A 19778-nucleotide genomic window follows, 5' to 3' on the forward strand; every position below is an offset into this window, starting at 1 on the left:
AGCTTTTTAATGCTATTTGTTATTTGTTATTTGTTGTTCGGATAACCTAAGATAGCTTAAAAGATAACTTTCTTAGAGTGTGGATGAGCAAAATGAAAAAAACACTTGATGTTACTAAATTGAAGATGTGTGACGTCGTATTAACAACCGCAGATGCGTTTGTTAGTAAGAAAATTCGTTTGTACACAGATAGTGATATCTCTCATGCAATGATTTATGTCACATCGCATTCGATTATAGACTCCACAGGGAATGGTGTTCATGCTCAAAGCACACAAAGACTGATTTGGCCTGAAAAGTGCGGAGTCCATGTACTAAGACTAAAAGCGCCCTTATCAGATATGCAAAAGAGGCAGATAACGAATTTTGCCAGACAGAAGATTGGGACTCAGTATTCAACTTTTGAAGCTGGATCAACAATTTTAGGGGGTAGAAAAACGGCAAGCAAAAAACAGTTTTGCTCACGCTTAGTTGCTCAAGCTTATGCAGCTGCAGGAATTAAGTTGGTAGATAATCCTGATTATTGCTCGCCTGCAGATTTGCTAAAAAGCGATCTCCTGCAAGAAATTGATTCTATTACCATGCCGGTCTCAGAAGAATTTGAAAAGGCAGTCAATAACATTCCCGATACGACAAAAGTGATGATGGAGGCCACCAATAAACTTATGGAGGGTGCAAGAAAGCGAAATCCTTCCTTACAAGACTCTAACGACATTGATGCTCATTTAATTGCCAATCCCTCAGATGATGAATATTTTGCAGCTTTATATCAAGACTCAGGATATTTGGAGGTATGGGAGTTTGAATATAAGAAAAACCTATGGCAGTACGACCTAACTTTGATGGAGGAGCTTTCAATACCTAAAGAAGCCAAAGTTGAGTACTGTTCGACCTTAGTCAATGATCGAGGCGAAGGTGAGCATAGATTTAAAGTTAATCTAGCCGGATATTACGATTACTATTCGCAATATCCACTTAAAACATTCGCTATATTATTAGAGTTGTACAAAAAACTTTTTGAACTGCACCGCACTAGAAAACACACTGCCAGAGCATGGCTTTTAACTCATGCACCTGAACTTGCGCCAGTCATACGAACTTGGGATTTAACTCCCCATACAGCTGAATGGTTTGTGGCTTTATCCGAGTGGAATTCGGATCAGGCAGAACATGTTAGGCAAATATTAGAATTACAGGGAACTACAGACGTATGTTCTGTATGTGGCGATGATCCTGCAAAAGATTATGTATTGAGTGGCGATAAGGTACCAGGCGCTGTCTATACACTCCGTTTATGTGACGACTGTTTAACTATACGTCAAAATACAGGCGAATCATTTTCAGTGCTGGGTGGGCGATGATTTCATTTGATATTGTATAGCAGTGACTTTTTCCTGAACTCAAATCACTAGAGGCCTGACTAGCCAACCACGGATGTGATCAGTCATGCTGGCTATGAATAAATCTGTTCTGATATTTGGCGGAACATCGAAAGCAGGCATATAAAATGATTTTGGATCGGGATTGACCAAAGAAATATAAAAATTTTGAGTGAATAAGCCAGTTAATGTGCTGGCACCTTCTAGTAAGGTAAATGGACTGTGCCTCACACAAAATAGAACTATTGCAGCTGCAATAGCTTGCAAGCAATTCTCTAAGGTAGCGAGTTCAAAGTGGCTCTCTCGGTCATGTTTTGTTATAAGCATCGTACCAAGATAACGATTGTGTAGGGTTTTGTGGATCCCAGTGAGCAAATGGGGCAATGAAATAACCATTTCTGATTAATCTACATTCGATCACGTATTCAGCTAGATGTAGGGGTTCAGATAATTTCACATAATCGCTTGTAGTGAATGTGCGCCTGGCAGGTGCTGCATTTGCCAATCGCATGAACTGGGTCCACAAACTTTCAACTTCTGTACAAGCAATAATGAGTAAATCTCTAGTTTTGAGTTTGTTTGCTCAGATGCATGGCTTGAAAAATTTGGTTATCAAACGAATGATCTAGGCTAGGTAAAAGATGAGTATGGATCTGAGATTATGCCCCGTGGATTTCGCACGGGACTCAAAAGACTTTTAGAAAAGCTCATAACTAGGAACCGACAAAATCCACAATAGCAGATTATTCAATAGATAAGTTTGCGGCTTGAGTGAAAGTTACTTCTTACATGTTCAATTACACACTATGTAAAATAGATTTGCCCCATAAATGATTGATTTATGGGGCAATTAATACTTCAGTATATCAATTACATATTATTTACTATATAGACTCATTCTTGTCCTTTTTTCATGTCGAAGCAATGCTTACCCTGTATTGCGCAAGCTGGTGGCAATGCCGTTAATCGTCAGTGGTATCGCCCACTTCAGTTTTTCATCTGTTTCGCCGTTGCGGTAACGCTGAATCATTTCTACCTGCAAATGATTCATGGGATCAAGGTAGGGCAAACGGTCACGGATGGATTTTGCAATCACCGGCTGACTGGCCAGGCGTTGCGTGGTGCCCAGTAACAGATTGACGGCATCCGTAGTCAGCTTGTGCTCCTGCGCAATCCGGCTGAAAATCTCTTCGCGCAGGTCGCGGTCTTCGAGTAAATGGGCATAATGGCGCGCCACAATCAGGTCAGTTTTAGCCAGCACCATATCCACATTCTGAATCAAGGTATTAAACAAGGGCCAATGCGCCTGCATTTCATGCAACATAGCCAGCCGCGCTTCTTTTAATGCAGGATCCTGCTGCAGGAAATGATGAATGGCACTGCCGAGGCCATACCAGCCAGGCAAGAGCAAGCGGCATTGCCCCCAGGAAAATCCCCACGGAATCGCGCGCAGGTCTTCAATGCGTCGCGTAGATTTGCGCGCAGCTGGACGGCTACCTAAATTGAGTTCTGCAATTTCATTAATCGGCGTGGTATTAAAAAAGTACTCGGCAAAACCAGGTGTTTCATAAACCAGGCTGCGATAGCTGGTCATGGCGGTGGCAGACAGTGTTTCCATCACACCTTCGAAAGCGCGTCGCTTGCCGGACTCCAGTTGGTCAGCCGGGAATAATGTCGCATCCAGCGTAGCGGCAATCAGGGTTTCCAGATGCTGCCGACCGACTACCGGATCCGCATACCGTGTGGAAATAATCTCGCCCTGTTCGGTCAGGCGAATCTGGCCATCCACCGTGCCTTTAGGTTGTGCCATGATGGCCTGGTAAGTAGGGCCACCACCGCGCCCCACCGTACCACCGCGGCCATGGAACAGGCGCAATTTGACATTGGCCTGGTTGAACAGCTCCACCAGTGAAATTTCTGCTTTATATAACTCCCAGTTAGAGGTTAAAAAGCCGCCGTCCTTGTTGCTGTCAGAATATCCCAGCATGACTTCCTGCTCGCTACCCTGGTAACGAATCACGTGGCGGATGCCAAGCAGGCTCAGCCATTTGCCCATGATCATGGGCGCATCGCGCAAGTCCGCAATGGTTTCAAACAAAGGCACGATATTCAAATCGACCTGAATATTGGCGGAACCCCACACACCGCGCAACAAACCGGCTTCACGTTGCAGCAAAGCCACTTCCAACAGGTCAGACAGCGTTTCAGTATGCGAAATAATATATTGCCGCACCGCATACTCACCAAAGCGCTCGCGCATCTCACGCACCGCCACCAGCACACCAATTTCTTTATGCACCAATTCGGAATATTGCTGGAAAGGCGAAAACAGCAAGCGCGGCTGTTTCAGTTCCTCCAGCAAAATGCCGATTTTTTCATCCTCATTAAAGCCCGCATAGTCAAAGTCATGGCCGGCCTTTTGCAACAACTCTGTAATCACCGCCTCATGCACGTCTGAAGACTGGCGGATATCGACCGTGGCCAGATGAAAGCCAAAAGTGCCAATCGCCTTGATCAGCTTGCCCAGCCGCGGATAAATCAGGGCTTCGCCATGATGGTTGCGCAATGAGTCGGCAATGGTTTGCAAAGGCGCCAGCAAGGCCTCTGGCGTATCGTAAGGGTCAGCCGCCATGTCTTCAGGCAACACCCAACCGCCTTGCGGCAGCAGCGTATTGGCCGTGGCCAGCAAACCATCGTGAATACCGTTTAGCGCCAGGCGATAAGGTTCATCCAGACGGTGTTGCGATTGGTCACGCGACGCTTTGGTCATTTGCAGCACAGCCTCGTCCACGCCGACCACCCGCGTTGAAACTGCCAGTTCGCGCTTTAATGCCGCCAGTTCCTGTAAATAAAACCTGAATAAAGTAATGGCCTGCAAGCGCACGCTTTCGCGCAACGTCGCCCCGTTCACAAACGGGTTGCCATCCCGGTCACCGCCTATCCAGCTGCCCATACGCAAAAAGCCGGGCAATGCTACATTGGGCAGCAAGTCAGACAAGTCGCGCTCAACGTCTTGCAGAATCTCAGGGATGACATGCAAAAACGTACTTTCGTAATAGGTCAGTGCATTTTCAATTTCATTGAGCACGCTGAGTTTGGAGTAACGCATCATGCGGGTTTGCCACAACGCCGACACCGCGCCTTGCAACAGCAGGCTATTGCGGGTGCGCTGGCGTGCGGAGACCATTTGCGCACGATCTGCCAACAGTTCGGCAATCAGGCGTTCAATATCCAGCACGCTTTTGCGCTGCACTTCGGTGGGGTGCGCGGTGAGCACAGGGGAAATCAGCGCATCCTGTAACAGATGTTTAATCGTATCTGCCGGGATCCCCGCCGCTTTGATTTGCAACAAGGTATATGAAAGCATGCCGGGCGCAGGTGTATTCTGCTGGCAATGCCCTAATTGCTGGCCGTATAAATCCTCAGCCAGGTTCACCAAATGCTTGAAATAGGCCAATGCCCGTACCACACGCACGGTATGCTCCAGACTCAGGCCGGCCAATAACTGCTCCAGGTCTAGCGAGGCTTGCTGGTCATGTGTCTGGTGAAAGCGCAGGGCGGCTTGGCGAATAGACGCAATCTTCTGCGCAACCTCGTCACCTTCAACCTCCAGAATCGCTTTATCGAGCAACTCGCCCAGTAATTGAATATTGTCGGTCAATTGGCTGTCTGCCGAAATCATGGCGGCTGACATCGTGGCGCTGGCCGCAAGTTTTTTTATCATGGTGCCTCTCCTCTAGCTCAGTGCTAGCTCCATGCTAGACTAGCAACAAGCAGGCCATATTCAAGGTATCTTTTTTCACTTAAAAATCATGGTGTTAAATAATTAGAATAGCGCACACGCACCGACATCAGGCAAGAGAGTGCACTGATTTGGCTCTATAACAAGGCAGTGCAAAAAGTATTGTGGTGAACAAGATTGAGATCAATACGCACCATGCACAATGATTTACTTGCGAGTAAATTGTTTTCAGAAGCAATTACTGTTAAAAAGGAAATACGGCAGAAGTGAGCGAGATGAAGTGCAAGGCGCACGGCACGCAGAAACCGGAATGTACATATAGTACATGAGGATTTCGAGTACCGCGCAACGCCGCAATTCGCTCGCGCAGCCGCTTAATTCCGTGTTTCCTAAGGCATAATAAACACATGGCGCTTATCAACCTCGATCATTGGATACAGCAAATACTGACTGTCTGGCAGTCGCTGTCTGCGCTGGGTCTGTGGCAGCAAGATGCCTTCTTGCTGTTGGTGTGTTTGCTCGCCTGCCTGTTGCTATTTATCACCGGCACCGTGATTGGCCTGTTTGTGCAGTCACTATGGGGGATTTTTATTTCCAGCCGCCGCCCTGCTGACGAAGATCATAAGTAAGCAATCAATTATTGCGCAGCAGCAGTGTTCAACCATTGTTGAATGGCCACCAGCTCTGCGGCCACATCCGGGCCGTAATCTTCATATTGGTGACCACCCGTTCTGGCATACCAGTACTTGCTATTCCAGGTATCGCCTTCAATCTTATGCAGCACGGCGTGAATCCAGTTCGCTGTGGAGTCGCTATAGTCCTGCGCGATATTGTGGGCCGCATCCCAGTTGCCAGCTTGCGCCTGTGTCACAGCCTCTAATAACTGTGCCTGGTTAGACATTAACGGGGTACTCAATCGTCCCCTTCTGGATGAATTCGATTTTATAGCCGTCCGGGTCTTCGATAAACGCAATGACAATCGTGCCGTGCTTCATCGGCCCCGCTTCGCGCACCACTTTGCCGCCTTTGGTTTTGACCAATTCACAGGCTTTGTAAGCATCGTCAACCTCGATCGCCATATGGCCATACGCGCCACCCATGTCATAGGCTGTTTTGCCGTAGTTGTAGGTCAACTCTAGCACGGTGTTATCGTACTCATTGCCATAGCCGACAAATGCCAGCGTAAATTCGCCATCCGGGTAATCCTGGGTACGGATCAGCTTCATGCCTAGCACGCCCGTATAAAAATCAATCGAACGTTGCAAATCGCCTACGCGCAACATGGTATGTAATACTCGCATTATTGACTCCTTGAGATCCGTGTAACTTCGTTTTAATGTTGGTTTTAATTATTTTTTTAATGATTGAGTGCAGTGATCCGCACATACTTTTCCATCAGCTGTTCCTGTGTTTCAGGTCGATCCGGGTCTAGCGGAATACAACTGATGGGGCATACCTGCTGACATTGTGGCTTATCGTAATGCCCAACACATTCGGTGCACAGGTCAGGGTTGATTTCATAGATTTCCGCGCCTTGCGAAATGGCCTCATTCGGGCACACCGGCTCGCAAACATCGCAGTTAATACATTCATCGGTAATAAATAACGCCATGACTCTTTAAAATAAGGGATTCTCTATCTGGTATAGCGTTAAGCAGCGACCAGTTTTTGCTTGATTGCAGTTTCGACGCCTGGCGACACAAACTGGTTCACATCACCGCCCAGTCGCGCGACTTCGCGCACCAGGCTGGAGGAGATAAACATAAATTCTTCGGCGGGCGTCATAAACAGGGTCTCAAGTTTTGGATACAGCTTGCGGTTCATGCCTGCCAGTTGAAACTCGTATTCAAAATCACTGGCCGCACGCAAACCTCGAATCACCATCTGTCCGCCTTGCGCCTGCACGAACTGCATCAGCAGGCCATCAAAGCCCACCACGCGAATGTTGCTGCCATTAAACACAGACTCGGCCAACGCCACGCGCTCTTGCAGGCTGAACAAGGTCTGCTTGCTGGTACTGCCCGCCACGGCCACAATCACCTCATCAAACAGATTGGCGGCCCTGCGCACAATATCTTCATGCCCCAATGTAATCGGATCAAATGTTCCCGGATACACTGCCACTCTGACTTTACTCATTCACCTTTACCCCGAATATTTTTTTAAGGTGTCCCTGACCTATGCGTTTACTGGCTGCAGCAGATGATAAAACACCTGCCCCGCCTTGCCGGACTTGATCACTTGCCAGCCCGAGTCGGATTTTAACGCATATTCTGCCTCTACATACAGCAAACCATCTTCGGCCAGGTGGCTGGCCAACTGTGGCAACAACTTATCCAGCCACTGTTTATGGTAGGGTGGGTCGCAGAAAACCACATCATAGCGCTGTTTGTTTTGCGCCAAAAACTGCAAGGCATCCATTTGCCGGATCTCAGCCTGCGTCGCGCCCAGCAAGCGCTGGTTTTGCAGCAATGCCTGAAACGGCGCTTTGGCCAGTTCCAGCATGGTCACTTGACTGGCATTGCGCGATAGCGCTTCAAAGCCCAGGGCACCCGTGCCTGCAAACAAATCCAGGCAGGCTTTGCCTGTCATCTCCTGCCCTAACCAGTTAAACAAAGTCTGGCGCACGCGGTCAGACGTCGGACGCAAGCCTTCTGCATCCGGAAATTTGAGTATGCGGCTACGCCAAACGCCAGCATTCAGGCGAACTTGATTCATGAATATTGTTCTATTCGTTAGCAACGACAAAGCATGATTATAAAGGCGTTCTTGCTAGCAGCCACATTTACATGATCATCCATGCAAATGGATCGTGCTATGATTCATGGCAATTAACAAAGGAAAACAGCATGGAATTCTTATTTGGCTTTGGCATATTAGGCAGCCTGATTGCACTGGCACTAGGATTATTTTGGGTATGGATGCTGGTCGATTGCCTGGCCAATCAAAGTGAAGACAAACTGGTCTGGTTTTTGGTGATTTTCTTCCTCAACCTGCTGGGTGCATTTCTATACTACCTGCTGGCACGCAAAAAGCGGCTGGTTTAAAGAATATTAAGCACCATAAAAAAGCCGACCATGTGGTCGGCTTTTTCACTATTCGGCCCCGACAATCACGGTGGCAAAACTTTCCGGGTGAACACGTCGCTTAAACGCATCATTCACCTGCTGAACCGTCACCTTGGCCACATGATCATTAAAACTATCCAGGTAATCCAAAGGCAGCTGGTAAAAACCAATCATATTCAGGTATTCCAGAATCTTGCTGTTGCTGTCTATGCGCAGCGGAAATCCGCCGATCAGGTTATCCTTGGCCGCAGCCAGTTCTTTTTCCGTCACGCCGTTATCCACAAACTGCTGCACCGTCTCTTTCACCAGTTTGAGTGCTTCATCAGCCGGCTCCTTCTTGGTTTGCAGACCGATCTGGAACGGGCCTAACTGGCTCATCGGCATAAAATAACTATACACACTGTAAGCCAGGCCGCGCTTCTCACGCACTACTTCAGTCAGGCGCGACACAAAACCGCCGCCACCCAGAATATAGTTACCCACATACAAAGGGAAAAAGTCCGCGTCACCCCGTTTATTCCCAGGCTGCCCCAGCAGGATATGCGCCTGCACCGCCGGATGCGGCAATTTTTTCACGCTGGCCGAGGCAGTCGCTGTCACTGGCGGCACCGGCGCTACCGCAGCGCTTTGCGGCAAACCAGCACTCAGCCGTGCGGCAATCTGCCTGGCTTGCTCGGTGGTCAAATCTCCCATCATGGCAATCACTGCCGACTTGGCCGTGTAGTAAGTTTGATAAAACTGGCGTAACTGCGCCACCGTCAGCGACTGCACGGTGGAGATTTCACCGTTTTGATCCAGGCTGTAAGGATGCATGCCATACACGGACTGCATAAACGCTTTTTGTGCGATGCTGTCAGGCTCGGTTTCGGCCTCCTGCAGGGCAGCGACGATACGCGCCTGCTCGCGCGCAAGCACTGCTGGTGGAAAATCCGGCTGATGCAATACCAACGCAAACGCATCCAGCGCTGCCTGCTGTTCACTGGTCAACGTGCGCAACTTGAAGCTGGCACGGTCAGCATCAAAACTGCCGCCCAGCACGGCACCAATATCCGCAAAACGATTGGTGAGTGCCTCCTCCTCAAGCCCGCCCGCAACCAACGCCATCAAATGGTGCGTTACCGCCGCCGTACCGCCGGTTTCAGGCTTATCATAGGCACTGCCAGCACGGAAATTAATGCTGACATCCATCATCGGCAGTGAGTGATTTTCAACAAAGTAAACCTCACTACCTTCCGCGGTTGTCCAATGCTGAATGTTCAGGGCGGCCAGGACATTGGCGGCATACCCTTGCAACACCAGCGCCAATAGGGCCACTTTCAAAAAACCAATTACGTTCATGCTGTTCCTTGATTCGCCTGTGATGCAGGCGCATTAAATAAAACCAGTAAAAAATAAAATCAAATTAGTGCTGATGCGGACGACCAGCTGGTTTCTGATCGGTGGTCATCGGTTGCGGATCCAGGCTGACCAGGGTTAATTGGTCCGGCAATAAATACTTTTTAGCCACCGCCTGTACTTGTTCCGAGGTCACCGCCTGCACCCTGGCGGCATTGCTCTGTAACAATGACAGCGGATAGCGCATGGTTTCCAGTTGCCCGATTTGCATGGCCTGATAGAACACAGAGTCACGTTTATACACATCCGCCGCAATCACTGCGGCTTTCACGCGATGCAATTCAGCAGCCGTCACACCATTATTCTTAAGCTCATCGATTTGTGCCCAAATGGCCTTGATCAAGGCTTCCTGCGAGATGCCATCACTCGGTGAAGCCGCAACTTCAAATGTCGACGTCTGGCCACGATTGGTACTGTCATAGGCGGTATCAATTTCCAGGGCAATGGCCTGCTCGCGCACCAGCTTCTGGTTGAGGCGCGAGGCACCGTTGCCACTCAAAATGCTGGACAACACTTCCAGCGCATAAGGCTCCCAGTCTTGCTCGCTATACGCCTCGCCATTTTTGAGCGCTGGCGCATGAAAGCCCATCACAAAATACGGCAGTTTGGCCGGGGCTTTGACTATGGCGCGACGCTCGCCCAATTGCACAGGCTCCACTTGTGGTTTGCGCGCGGGCAAGGTTTTTGCAACCAGTTTGCCAAAGTTTTTTTCAGCCAGTGCAAACACCTCCTGCGCCTTCACATCACCCACCACGACGATCGTCGCATTATTTGGTGCATACCAGGTGCGGTACCACTCACGCGCATCTGCGGCGGTCATGTTTTCCAGGTCATTCATAAAACCAACCACCGGGCGCCCATAAGGATGCGCTCTGTACACAGAGGCTTCAAACTGTTCGTTCACGCGTGACTGCGGCTTATCTTCAGTGCGCCAGCGCCGCTCCTCTTTAACCACTTCAATCTCTTTGGCAAACTCTGCGTCAGTAATTTGCAAATTGGCCATGCGGTCAGCTTCGAGCTGAAACGATAATGGCAGTCGGGACTTTTCCAGTTGCTGGAAATAACAGGTGTAGTCTTTGCTGGTAAATGCATTTTCCTTGCCGCCTGCCGCAGCTACCTGGCGCGAAAACTGCCCGGCCGGGACTTTTTTGGTGCCCTTGAACATCATATGCTCCAACACATGGGCGACACCGGTTTTGCCGTTCACCTCATCCAGCGAGCCTGCGCGATACCACACTTGCGACACCACTACCGGTGCCCTGTGGTCTTCCTGCACAATAACCTTCAAGCCGTTTTTGAGGGTGGTTTGCACAATCTCGGCATGGCCCGGTAACGCGTAACTGCTGATCAGCACAGCCAGCAAACAGGGACGCGTTAAATGCCGCGCTAATTTGAGTGGGGTTTTCATGTTGTCCAGATTCAAAATGGAAGGAGAATAAAAAGGATTCAAAAAGTCTTGTTTGTGACCAGCCAGCGCCTGGGTTAGTTCTAGCGCTGCTTAAACAATCACTGCCTGAACAACCATCGCCTGCGCCTAATCATGGCAGGAAACGCCGATTCAGCTTAAAATGACGATATTACCGAGTTTTCAGCCGCCATGTTCAATCCATTTGCTAAAAAAACCGAGCCCGTCACGCCACCCGAAACAGAAGCCACTAGCCTGAGCTGGACGCAGCGCTTAAAAAACGGCCTGGCTAAAACACGCCAGCAGCTGGGTGGGCAACTAAGCGCGCTGTTTGGTGGCGGCAAAATTGATGAAGACATTTACGAAGAGCTGGAAACCATCCTGCTCACTTCTGACGTCGGTGTCAGCGCCACCCAGCACTTGCTGGAACAACTGCGCAACCGGGTCAAAAAACAGGACTTGCAAGACACCATTGCGTTAAAACAGGCGCTCAAAGACACCTTGCTTGATCTGCTGTCACCTTTAGAGTCGCCTCTGGAGGTGCGTGGCCACCAGCCATATGTGATGATGATGGTCGGCGTTAACGGCGCTGGTAAAACCACCACCATCGGCAAACTGGCCAAATACCTACAAGCGCAAGGCCATAGCGTGCTGATTGCAGCAGGCGACACCTTCCGTGCCGCGGCGCGTGAGCAGTTGCAGGTCTGGGGCGAGCGTAACGATGTGCATGTGGTCGCGTCTGAAAGTGGCGACCCGGCTGCTGTGATTTACGATGCAGTGAATTCAGCGATCGCTAAAAAAATCGACGTGGTGATTGCCGACACGGCCGGTCGCCTGCCGACGCAATTACACCTGATGGATGAAATCAAGAAAGTACAACGCGTCATCGACAAGGCATTGCCTGGCGCACCGCACGAAATTTTGCTGGTGCTGGATGCCAACACCGGCCAGAACGCCGTCAACCAGCTCAAAGCGTTCAACGAGGCGTTGGGCGTCACTGGCCTGGCCTTGACTAAACTGGACGGCACCGCCAAAGGCGGCGTCATTGCCGCCATTGCCCACCTCAGCCAGCAATCTGCCAGCAAGATCCCGGTGCGTTTTATTGGCGTGGGTGAAAGCATTGATGATTTGCGCCCGTTTAGTGCCAATGACTTTATTGATGCCTTGATTGATGACTAGCCATGACAGTGTTTAAACTATGATTGTTTTTAATAATGTCAGCATGCGCTATCCCAATAGCGCACACTTGTTCCGCCAGGTCAGCTTCAGCATAGACAAAGGCGATTTTGTACTGGTCACCGGCCACTCAGGTGCAGGCAAAAGTACCTTACTCAAACTCATGGCGGGCATAGAATTACCTTCCAGCGGCCATATCCTGATTAACCAGCAGGACATCAGCCAGTTACACCCAAACGCTGTACCTTACCTGCGCCGCCGCTTTGGCCTGGTGTTTCAGGATCATAAGCTGCTGTATGACCGCAACAGTTTTGAAAACGTGGCTTTGCCGCTGAGCATACAAGGCATTACCGGTGAAGAAGCCGCACGCCGCGTGCGTGCTGCGCTGGATAAAGTCGGCTTGCTGAATAAGGAAAAAGCCATGCCGATTACACTTTCCGGCGGTGAGCAACAACGGCTGGCCATTGCGCGCGCCGTCGTCAGCCGCCCTTCGATTGTCATTGCCGACGAACCCACCGGCGGACTGGATCAAGCCGCCTCACTGGAAATCATGCAATTACTCAAAGCCTTTAACGATGTCGGCGTGACCGTGGTGATTGCCATGCATGATGTGAGCCAGGTCAGCACCATTGCCTATCGCACCTTGCATATCGACCAGCAAACCATCAGCGCCATGCCTGCGCAAACTGCAATGTTATGAGTGCCCCATTAACGAGAATAAGCGCATGAAAAACTGGCTCAATCAACACGCGCTGGCCATAGATCTGGTCCTGCAGCGCTTAAAAAGTCACTGGCTGAATACGCTTACCATCTGCATGGTGATCGGCATCACCGCCACCCTGCCCGGCCTGCTGTTTGTCGGTCTGGATAACCTGCAAGATATGTCGCGCTCAATTAAACAAGATGCACAAATCAGCGCCTTTCTCAAACCGGCAGTAAATGCCAACCTGATCCAGCGCCTGATTAACGACGTCCAGGCCTTGCCGCAAGTCAAAGAGGTACGTTATGTGCCCAAAGAAGATGCCATCAAGCAGCTCGGTGCGCAGTTTTTGCAAAAAGACCTGCTGGTGGACTTGCCACAAAACCCATTGCCAGACGCCCTGTTTATCACATTAACCGACACGCAGCCCACGTCGGTCAAACCGGTGCAGGACTTGCTGCAGAAACGCGGAGAGGTCGAGGAACTGGTGATTGACAGCGTGTGGATTGAGCGTCTGCACTCCATGCTGGTGCTGGGCAAACGCATCGCTATCATTTTTGCCAGCCTCCTCGGCATTGCCATGATTACCGTCATCAGCAACACCGTGCGCATGCAAGTGCTCACGCACGAAGCCGAAATCGAAGTCAGCCGCCTGATTGGTGCCACGCATAGCTTTATCCGCCGTCCGTTTTTATATATGGGTGGCGCTTATGGACTGGGGGGTGGACTGATTGCCATCGCCCTATTGTTTATGATTGTGTGGAACCTGAGACAACCGGTGCAACTGCTGGCGAACAATTACCAAAGCAATTTTCAGTTGGTGTTCCACCTGTTTAATGTGGGCGGACTGATGCTGCTCACCACCATTGCGATTGGCTGGATTGCTGCTTTTATTGCGCTGACGCAGAAGCGCTGAACGATTTTCTTTCGCCTTTAAGTGAGTTGTTTTTTGCTTGCACAAAGCGAAGGTTGTTCTATGAGTAATTCTCTTTCGCCTTTTCGGCGACCATTCTTTCTTATGCTTGTCCATAAGAAAGAAGACAAAGAACAAGACACCCCAGCTTCCGCTTTTATCCTGCGCTACTCGGCTTGCCGGGCGTCCATCGAAACTCGCCCTGACAAGCCACACAAGACGTGGCTTGTTGCGGAGCTCAAACAGCCGATGGCCGAAGACTCCCGTCAACCCTGCGTTGCTCGGCGCGGCAGATGGGGACCCCGAACACCAAGAGAGCGCAACCATTCTTGGTGGTTATCAGCAAAGCTGAAGAATTATGCTTCCGTTAAATTTTCACTAAAGGTCGTTTGGCGAGAAAAGTCCCATTCCATCACGCTGAGTAGCGGAGACAAAATAAGAGTAGAGGGAGCGACTGTCCGAATCCCGCAGCAGCTCACGTTTTGTGTGAGCTGCAAGGTTGAGTTTCGTGACCGGCTTATTTTGTTGAGCAACGCAAGGGAGCCGTCAGGCCGTGATGGCTGGGTGCCCTCCTCTTTGGTTACTTTCTGAGGGGCAAGCATCAGAAAGTGACTCGCCGAGAGGCGAAACAAACCATACACAACTCAACATAAAGGCGTTACCCCTCAGCATATTCGCCGGAGCAACGCCTTTTCCAATCACTGCGAAACGTAATTCGGTCCGCTACCGCCCTCTGGTGGCACCCAGTTAATATTTTGTGTCGGGTCTTTAATATCGCAGGTTTTACAATGAATGCAGTTCTGCGCATTGATCTGCAAGGCTTTTTCACCAGCCTGCTCAACAAATTCATACACCCCAGCCGGGCAATAGCGCTGCTCTGGCCCAGCGTAACGCGGCAAGTTCACACGTACCGGCATATCGGCCACGCCCAGTTTCAAGTGGCAGGGCTGATGATCATCATGGGCAATATTGCACAAACTGACCGAACTGAGCTTATCAAACGTCAGCACGCCATCGGGTTTAGCGTAGACTGGCTGGCGACTTTGTGACGCATCAGCCAGCGTGGCGTGGTCGGCGTAATTGTGTTTGAGCGTCCACGGCAAAGTGATATTCCAGTTCGCCAGCCACATCTCAGCACCACCCAACACGGTGCCTGCCCAAGTGCCCCAACGGGACAAATACGGTTTGACATTGCGCACCGCATACAACTCTTGCCAGACCCAGGACGCACGCAGCTTTTGCACATAACTGGTCAGCACTTCCGGGCTGCCCTGCGCAACAGCTTCAAAGACAGCTTCCGCCGCCAGCATGCCGGATTTCATGGCGTAATGCGTGCCCTTGATTTTAGGCACATTGACCAGGCCTGCACTGCAGCCCAGTAAGGCACCACCCGGGAAGGCCATTTCTGGTAACGACTGCACACCGCCTTCAGAAATGGCGCGTGCGCCGTAGCTCAGGCGCTTGCCATCTTGTAACAAGGCCTTGAGTTTTGGATGTGTTTTATAGGTCTGGAACACATCAAACGGGGACAAATAAGGATTACGGTAATCAAGATGCACCACGTAACCGACGGAGACCAGGTTTTCACCATGGTGATAAATAAAACCACCGCCACCGGTACTGGCATCCAGCGGCCAGCCCAAGGTGTGCTCAATCAGGCCTTTCTGGTGCAACTCAGGCTTCACGCGCCAGACTTCCTTGAAGCCAATGCCATATTTGGCCGGGCTGGAGGCGGCACGCAAGCCGTAACGCGCTTCCAGCTGCTTGGTCAATGAACCACGTGTACCTTCAGCCACCAGCGTGTATTTGGCGCGAATTTCGATACCTGGCGTGTAATTCGCCGTTGGCTCGCCTTGTTTGTCCAGACCCATATCACCAGTAATCACGCCTACCATACGGCCATGCTCGTCATAGCTGGGCGATTGCGCAGAGAAACCGGTATAAATCTCCACACCCAGCGCTTCTGCCTGGCCAGCCAGCCAGCGGCAGACTTCGCCCAGGCTGATAATGTAATTACCATGATTACCCATGAGCGGCGGCAAGGCCCACTCAGGCATGTCCCAGGCTTTTTCTTCACCCAGCACGACAAAGGTGTCTTTATTCACGGGCGTATTCAACGGCGCACCTAAGGCCTGCCAGTCTGGAAACAGCTCCTGCAAGGCTTTCGGATCCAGCACGGCGCCCGAGAAAATATGGCTGCCGACTTCGGCGCCTTTTTCCAGCACGCACACGCCTAGCTCCTGGCCTTGCGCCTGTGCCAATTGTTTGAGTCGAATGGCTGCGGACAAGCCGGCCGGGCCTGCCCCGACAATCAGCACATCGTATTCCATGACATCTCTTTCCATCTCTGCTCCTTCTGTCAGGCAATGGCCGGGATATCGATCAGGTCGCTACGCGTCGCCCCTTGGGTGAACGCCTGGCAAAATGCCAAAAACTGACGGATGCCACCGGTCTGATATTTTTGCCTGTGCCATAAAAAATAAAAATTGCGGTGAAACTGCAAACTGTGGTTTTCAATCGGCACCAGGCTACCGCGCCTGAACGCATCCTTGAGTGCCAGCCTTGAAATACAGCCAATGCCGAGCCCGGACTCCACCGCGCGTTTGATCGCTTCGGTGTGCTCCAGCTCCAGCGTAATATTGAGCCGTGAATAATCCTGCTTGAAGGCACGGTCAAACGTCTCGCGTGTGCCCGAACCTCTTTCACGCACGATCCACGGTTGCAACAATAAATCTGACTTGTGGATGGTTTTTCCTGTTTGCGCAACCTGCGCCAGCGGATGCGTGGGCGCCGCAAAAATCACCAGTTCGTCGGCAATCCAGGGTGCGACGGCAATATCCGGGTGATTACACTCGCCCTCTATCATACCCAAATCCAGTGTATGATTTGCAATCTGCTCGACGATAGTACGTGTGTTTTGGACCTGCAACTGGATGTGGCTTTGCGGATATTGCTGCAAAAATTTAGCTACCAGCAAGGTGACCAGGTAATTTCCCACGGTCAGCGTCGCGCCGATTTTGAGATGGCCATAGCCCTGCTGTCCCTGCAACATACGCTCAATTTCGCGCGCCCTGTCCAACAACTCGACCGCTTTAGGCATCAGTTGCTGACCGGCCTCATTGATACGCAAAGACTTGCCGACACGGTCAAACAACTGGATATCAAATTGTTTTTCCAGCTCGATCAGGGCAGTGCTGGCGGCCGACTGCGACAAGGCAAGCTGATCACAGGCGCGCGACACACTGCCCGCGCGACTGATCGCAACAAAAATTTCCAGCTGTCTGAGTGTGTACTTCATTGAAGGATAAAGGATTGCACGACATTTGCGCCGCGTCAAAATCAATCTAAAAAATAGATATATATTATTATAATAATCAATTTAATAAATATTACAAGCTGGCTTAAAATACGCGGTTACGAGTAAAACCCCAACAAAGGCAAACGTTTTATGAAAGCACTGGTAGCGATCAAACGGGTCGTTGATTATAACATTCAAGTCCGCGTCAAAGCGGATGGCTCAAATGTAGATATTGATGGCGTCAAAATGGGCGTCAATCCGTTTGATGAGAACGCGATTGAAGAGGCGATCCGCCTCAAGGAAAAAGGCATTGTGACTGAAATCGTTGCCGTCACCATCGGTGCCGCAGTGAATCAGGACATCCTGCGCCATGCGTTGGCCATGGGTGCTGACCGTGCTACGTTGATTGAAACCACGGACAGCCTGCAACCGTTAGCCGTTGCCAAGGTACTCAAAGCAGTGGTCGAACGTGAACAACCATCGCTGATTCTGCTAGGCAAACAGGCGATTGATGATGATGCGGGCCAAACCGGCCAGATGCTAGCCGCATTATTGAAACTGCCACAAGCCACTTACGCCTCACAAATCACGATTGCCGACAACCAGGCCACCGTGGTCAGGGAGATTGATGGCGGCACGCAAACATTAAGCGTGACTCTGCCAGCCGTGATTACTGCAGACTTGCGTTTGAACGAACCACGCTATGTCAAATTGCCTAACCTGATGATGGCCAGAAAAAAACCGATTGAAACCATTGCACTGGATTCCCTCAACCTTGCACTCACCAACAGCGTGCAGCAACTGAAAGTGGCGGCACCGCCAGAGCGCCCGGCCGGCATCATGGTGAAAGACGTAAATGAATTATTGAGCAAATTGCGTACGCATGAGGGGATCATTGCATGAGAACACTGATTATTGCCGAACATGACGGCCAACATTTGAATGAGCAAGTCGCGCGTGCCGTGACAGCTGCACAACAGTGGCAGCAACCGGTAGATGTATTGATTGCCGCGGCACAAACCGATGCATTGGCCGCCCAGGCAGCCGCCTTGCAAGGCATGAGCAATGTACTGGTTGCCACAGATGCCGCCCTGCAACACCCGACTGCTGAACACCTGGCTGACCTGATTGTGCCACTGGCCGCTAATTACAGCGTGGTGCTGGCTGCGCACAGCGCATTCAGCAAAAACGTGTTGCCACGTGTGGCTGCGCTGCTGGATGTCAACATGCTGTCCGACGTACTGGAAATCGTCAATACCAATACCTATGTGCGTGGCATTTACGCAGGCAACGTACTGGCCACCGTGCAAAGCAGCGATGCCATTCAAGTGCTGACCGTGCGCGGCAGCAAATTTGCCGCCGCAGCGGCTGGTGCGACTGCAGAGCAGAAAGCCATTGCAACGCCAGCTGTACCGCAAGGCAGCCGTTGGGTATCAGAAGCCTTTAATAAATCAGAGCGCCCCGCCCTGACAGCAGCCAAAGTCGTGGTTTCCGGTGGCCGTGCATTGGGCAGTGCTGACGCATTTGCACAAGTGATTGCGCCTTTGGCGGACAAACTGCATGCTGCCATTGGCGCCAGCCGTGCCGCAGTAGATGCCGGTTATGCACCGAATGACCTGCAAGTCGGCCAAACCGGTGTCGTGGTGGCGCCTGAGCTGTATATCGCCGTCGGCATTTCCGGTGCCATCCAGCATGCTTATGGCATGAAAGATAGCAAGGTCGTTGTGGCAATTAACCAGGATCCGGAAGCGCAGATTTTCAAGATTGCAGATTACGGATTAGTGGCTGATTTGTTTGAAGTCGTACCGCAACTGACAGCTGCGCTATAATAGAATCCTTAGAATAAACCCTTTTAAATTCAACCCCTTTGCCTAGTCGCGAGTAAAAGAAAAGACATGAGTAATAAAAAATATTCCACCGAAACGATATTGAGCGTTCATCACTGGAACGACACCTTATTCAGCTTTAAGGCCACTCGCGACCCAGGTCTGCGTTTTGAAAACGGCCAGTTTGTCATGATTGGCATGGAAGTAGATGGCCTGCCACTGACACGTGCTTACAGTATTGCCAGCCCAAACTATGAAGAACATCTGGAGTTTTTCAGTATCAAGGTGCCAAACGGCCCGCTGACTTCACGCCTGCAACACTTGAAGGTAGGCGATCCGCTGTTGGTCAGCCGCAAGCCAACCGGCACACTGGTGACACACGATTTGAAACCAGGTAAAAACCTGTACTTCTTCTCGACTGGTACTGGTCTCGCCCCTTTCATGAGCCTGATTCAGGACATCGAAGTGTATGACCGTTTTGAAAAAGTCATCCTGATTCACGGCGTACGTTACGTCAACGAACTGGCCTACGAAGAGTTCATCACTAAAGATTTACCGAATAATGAATTCTTTGGTGAAGAAGTGCGTAACAAACTGATTTACTACCCAACCGTGACGCGTGAGCCGTTCAGAAACCAGGGCCGCCTGACGGATCTGGTGGAAAGTGGCAAACTGTTTGAAGATATTGGCTTGCCGCCATTAAACCCGGAAACGGATCGCGCCATGATTTGCGGTAGCCCGGCCATGTTGGTTGATACGGCTGCGATGCTGGACAAACGCGGCTTCAAAGTTTCACCACGTATTGGTGAACTTGGCGACTACGTAATTGAGAAGGCTTTTGTAGAGAAGTAAAGTTCTTCACCTGGCTGTTATCCC

Annotated in this window: 20 protein-coding genes; 9 read left to right on the plus strand and 11 right to left on the minus strand. The window is 50.7% G+C overall.

Annotated elements, in window-relative coordinates:
* Positions 1-92: 92 nt before the first annotated feature.
* On the plus strand, positions 93-1361 hold the full coding sequence (locus GQ52_RS13730) for a YiiX/YebB-like N1pC/P60 family cysteine hydrolase (protein ID WP_161792006.1): 1269 nt from the start codon (positions 93-95) through the stop codon (positions 1359-1361).
* 39 nt (positions 1362-1400) lie between these two features.
* On the opposite strand, the gene GQ52_RS14085 is transcribed toward GQ52_RS13730, so the two are convergent.
* Positions 1401-1646: a hypothetical protein gene (locus GQ52_RS14085; protein WP_152604407.1), complete on the minus strand. Its 246-nt coding sequence runs from the start codon at positions 1644-1646 to the stop codon at positions 1401-1403.
* A gap of 661 nt (positions 1647-2307) precedes the next feature.
* Positions 2308-5103, minus strand: coding sequence for a phosphoenolpyruvate carboxylase (gene ppc / locus GQ52_RS01260; protein ID WP_047514401.1), 2796 nt, complete (start codon positions 5101-5103; stop codon positions 2308-2310).
* 425 nt (positions 5104-5528) lie between these two features.
* On the opposite strand from ppc, the gene GQ52_RS01265 reads away from it, so the two are divergent.
* Entirely contained in the window at positions 5529-5750 is a 222-nt protein-coding gene (locus tag GQ52_RS01265) for a hypothetical protein (protein ID WP_019881647.1), read from the plus strand.
* Between the two features lie 8 nt (positions 5751-5758).
* Here the strand turns inward: GQ52_RS01265 and GQ52_RS01270 are convergent, their stop codons facing one another.
* From GQ52_RS01270 to rsmD, 5 genes are read right to left on the minus strand one after another with little or no spacing between them, the layout of a single operon-like run.
* Entirely contained in the window at positions 5759-6022 is a 264-nt protein-coding gene (locus tag GQ52_RS01270; protein ID WP_047514404.1) for a hypothetical protein, read from the minus strand.
* A complete protein-coding gene (gloA, locus tag GQ52_RS01275) occupies positions 6015-6422 on the minus strand; it encodes a lactoylglutathione lyase (protein ID WP_047514407.1) in 408 nt (135 codons plus the stop codon). Before gloA ends, GQ52_RS01270 begins: the two co-directional genes overlap by 8 nt.
* A 56-nt stretch (positions 6423-6478) precedes the next feature.
* The gene (locus GQ52_RS01280) at positions 6479-6733 is read right to left on the minus strand and encodes a YfhL family 4Fe-4S dicluster ferredoxin (RefSeq protein WP_019881644.1); all 255 of its coding nucleotides are present in this window, start codon (positions 6731-6733) and stop codon (positions 6479-6481) included.
* A 38-nt stretch (positions 6734-6771) separates the two neighbouring features.
* Positions 6772-7260 (minus strand): pantetheine-phosphate adenylyltransferase, encoded by a 489-nt coding sequence (gene coaD / locus GQ52_RS01285; protein WP_029512320.1) that lies wholly within the window; start codon positions 7258-7260, stop codon positions 6772-6774.
* 39 nt (positions 7261-7299) lie between these two features.
* Positions 7300-7839 carry a 16S rRNA (guanine(966)-N(2))-methyltransferase RsmD gene (gene rsmD, locus GQ52_RS01290; RefSeq protein WP_047514409.1) on the minus strand — a complete coding sequence of 180 codons (540 nt, stop codon included), beginning with the start codon at positions 7837-7839 and terminating at the stop codon, positions 7300-7302.
* A 131-nt stretch (positions 7840-7970) separates the two neighbouring features.
* Here rsmD and GQ52_RS01295 point away from each other — a divergent pair, with 131 nt between their 5' ends.
* On the plus strand, positions 7971-8168 hold the full coding sequence (locus GQ52_RS01295; protein ID WP_024929640.1) for a PLDc N-terminal domain-containing protein: 198 nt from the start codon (positions 7971-7973) through the stop codon (positions 8166-8168).
* Positions 8169-8216: 48 nt separating this feature from the next.
* On the opposite strand, the gene GQ52_RS01300 is transcribed toward GQ52_RS01295, so the two are convergent.
* Together GQ52_RS01300 and GQ52_RS01305 are read right to left on the minus strand one after the other, a co-directional pair.
* On the minus strand, positions 8217-9527 hold the full coding sequence (locus GQ52_RS01300) for a pitrilysin family protein (RefSeq protein WP_047514413.1): 1311 nt from the start codon (positions 9525-9527) through the stop codon (positions 8217-8219).
* Positions 9528-9591: 64 nt separating this feature from the next.
* Positions 9592-10992: a pitrilysin family protein gene (locus tag GQ52_RS01305; protein ID WP_047514416.1), complete on the minus strand. Its 1401-nt coding sequence runs from the start codon at positions 10990-10992 to the stop codon at positions 9592-9594.
* A 189-nt stretch (positions 10993-11181) separates the two neighbouring features.
* On the opposite strand from GQ52_RS01305, the gene ftsY reads away from it, so the two are divergent.
* The 3 genes from ftsY to ftsX are packed head-to-tail and all read left to right on the plus strand — an operon-like array spanning position 11182 to position 13781.
* Positions 11182-12168, plus strand: a complete 987-nt coding sequence (ftsY, locus tag GQ52_RS01310) for a signal recognition particle-docking protein FtsY (protein WP_047514418.1) — start codon at positions 11182-11184, stop codon at positions 12166-12168.
* 19 nt (positions 12169-12187) lie between these two features.
* On the plus strand, positions 12188-12865 hold the full coding sequence (ftsE, locus tag GQ52_RS01315; protein ID WP_019881637.1) for a cell division ATP-binding protein FtsE: 678 nt from the start codon (positions 12188-12190) through the stop codon (positions 12863-12865).
* Positions 12866-12890: 25 nt separating this feature from the next.
* Positions 12891-13781 (plus strand): permease-like cell division protein FtsX, encoded by an 891-nt coding sequence (gene ftsX / locus GQ52_RS01320; RefSeq protein ID WP_047514420.1) that lies wholly within the window; start codon positions 12891-12893, stop codon positions 13779-13781.
* Positions 13782-14476: 695 nt separating this feature from the next.
* Here the strand turns inward: ftsX and GQ52_RS01330 are convergent.
* The gene (locus GQ52_RS01330; protein ID WP_047514425.1) at positions 14477-16123 is read right to left on the minus strand and encodes an electron transfer flavoprotein-ubiquinone oxidoreductase; all 1647 of its coding nucleotides are present in this window, start codon (positions 16121-16123) and stop codon (positions 14477-14479) included.
* Between the two features lie 14 nt (positions 16124-16137).
* Positions 16138-17076 carry a LysR family transcriptional regulator gene (locus GQ52_RS01335; RefSeq protein WP_024929633.1) on the minus strand — a complete coding sequence of 313 codons (939 nt, stop codon included), beginning with the start codon at positions 17074-17076 and terminating at the stop codon, positions 16138-16140.
* A gap of 150 nt (positions 17077-17226) precedes the next feature.
* Between GQ52_RS01335 and GQ52_RS01340 the strand changes: the two genes are divergently transcribed.
* The 3 genes from GQ52_RS01340 to GQ52_RS01350 all read left to right on the plus strand — a co-directional run bounded on the left by GQ52_RS01340 (position 17227) and on the right by GQ52_RS01350 (position 19754).
* Positions 17227-17979 carry an electron transfer flavoprotein subunit beta/FixA family protein gene (locus tag GQ52_RS01340; RefSeq protein ID WP_047514428.1) on the plus strand — a complete coding sequence of 251 codons (753 nt, stop codon included), beginning with the start codon at positions 17227-17229 and terminating at the stop codon, positions 17977-17979.
* Positions 17976-18905 carry an FAD-binding protein gene (locus tag GQ52_RS01345; RefSeq protein WP_047514429.1) on the plus strand — a complete coding sequence of 310 codons (930 nt, stop codon included), beginning with the start codon at positions 17976-17978 and terminating at the stop codon, positions 18903-18905. Before GQ52_RS01340 ends, GQ52_RS01345 begins: the two co-directional genes overlap by 4 nt.
* A 66-nt stretch (positions 18906-18971) precedes the next feature.
* On the plus strand, positions 18972-19754 hold the full coding sequence (locus GQ52_RS01350) for a ferredoxin--NADP reductase (protein ID WP_019881630.1): 783 nt from the start codon (positions 18972-18974) through the stop codon (positions 19752-19754).
* The last annotated feature ends 24 nt before the right edge of the window (positions 19755-19778 follow it).

The organism is Methylophilus sp. Q8, assembly GCF_000800115.1.
Classification (GTDB): Bacteria; Pseudomonadota; Gammaproteobacteria; order Burkholderiales; family Methylophilaceae; genus Methylophilus.

What these genes read in the sequence shown, in the direction of transcription:
- GQ52_RS01350 (WP_019881630.1), top strand. Translation starts at nt 18,972, where the DNA reads ATGAGTAATAAAAAATATTCCACCGAAACGATATTGAGCGTTCATCAC.
- GQ52_RS01330 (WP_047514425.1), bottom strand. Translation starts at nt 16,123, where the DNA reads ATGGAAAGAGATGTCATGGAATACGATGTGCTGATTGTCGGGGCAGGC.
- GQ52_RS13730 (WP_161792006.1), top strand. Translation starts at nt 93, where the DNA reads ATGAAAAAAACACTTGATGTTACTAAATTGAAGATGTGTGACGTCGTA.
- GQ52_RS01300 (WP_047514413.1), bottom strand. Translation starts at nt 9,527, where the DNA reads ATGAACGTAATTGGTTTTTTGAAAGTGGCCCTATTGGCGCTGGTGTTG.
- GQ52_RS01280 (WP_019881644.1), bottom strand. Translation starts at nt 6,733, where the DNA reads ATGGCGTTATTTATTACCGATGAATGTATTAACTGCGATGTTTGCGAG.
- rsmD (WP_047514409.1), bottom strand. Translation starts at nt 7,839, where the DNA reads ATGAATCAAGTTCGCCTGAATGCTGGCGTTTGGCGTAGCCGCATACTC.
- coaD (WP_029512320.1), bottom strand. Translation starts at nt 7,260, where the DNA reads ATGAGTAAAGTCAGAGTGGCAGTGTATCCGGGAACATTTGATCCGATT.
- ftsY (WP_047514418.1), top strand. Translation starts at nt 11,182, where the DNA reads ATGTTCAATCCATTTGCTAAAAAAACCGAGCCCGTCACGCCACCCGAA.
- ppc (WP_047514401.1), bottom strand. Translation starts at nt 5,103, where the DNA reads ATGATAAAAAAACTTGCGGCCAGCGCCACGATGTCAGCCGCCATGATT.
- GQ52_RS01335 (WP_024929633.1), bottom strand. Translation starts at nt 17,076, where the DNA reads ATGAAGTACACACTCAGACAGCTGGAAATTTTTGTTGCGATCAGTCGC.
- GQ52_RS01340 (WP_047514428.1), top strand. Translation starts at nt 17,227, where the DNA reads ATGAAAGCACTGGTAGCGATCAAACGGGTCGTTGATTATAACATTCAA.
- ftsE (WP_019881637.1), top strand. Translation starts at nt 12,188, where the DNA reads ATGATTGTTTTTAATAATGTCAGCATGCGCTATCCCAATAGCGCACAC.
- GQ52_RS01305 (WP_047514416.1), bottom strand. Translation starts at nt 10,992, where the DNA reads ATGAAAACCCCACTCAAATTAGCGCGGCATTTAACGCGTCCCTGTTTG.
- GQ52_RS01265 (WP_019881647.1), top strand. Translation starts at nt 5,529, where the DNA reads ATGGCGCTTATCAACCTCGATCATTGGATACAGCAAATACTGACTGTC.
- ftsX (WP_047514420.1), top strand. Translation starts at nt 12,891, where the DNA reads ATGAAAAACTGGCTCAATCAACACGCGCTGGCCATAGATCTGGTCCTG.
- GQ52_RS01295 (WP_024929640.1), top strand. Translation starts at nt 7,971, where the DNA reads ATGGAATTCTTATTTGGCTTTGGCATATTAGGCAGCCTGATTGCACTG.
- gloA (WP_047514407.1), bottom strand. Translation starts at nt 6,422, where the DNA reads ATGCGAGTATTACATACCATGTTGCGCGTAGGCGATTTGCAACGTTCG.
- GQ52_RS01345 (WP_047514429.1), top strand. Translation starts at nt 17,976, where the DNA reads ATGAGAACACTGATTATTGCCGAACATGACGGCCAACATTTGAATGAG.
- GQ52_RS01270 (WP_047514404.1), bottom strand. Translation starts at nt 6,022, where the DNA reads ATGTCTAACCAGGCACAGTTATTAGAGGCTGTGACACAGGCGCAAGCT.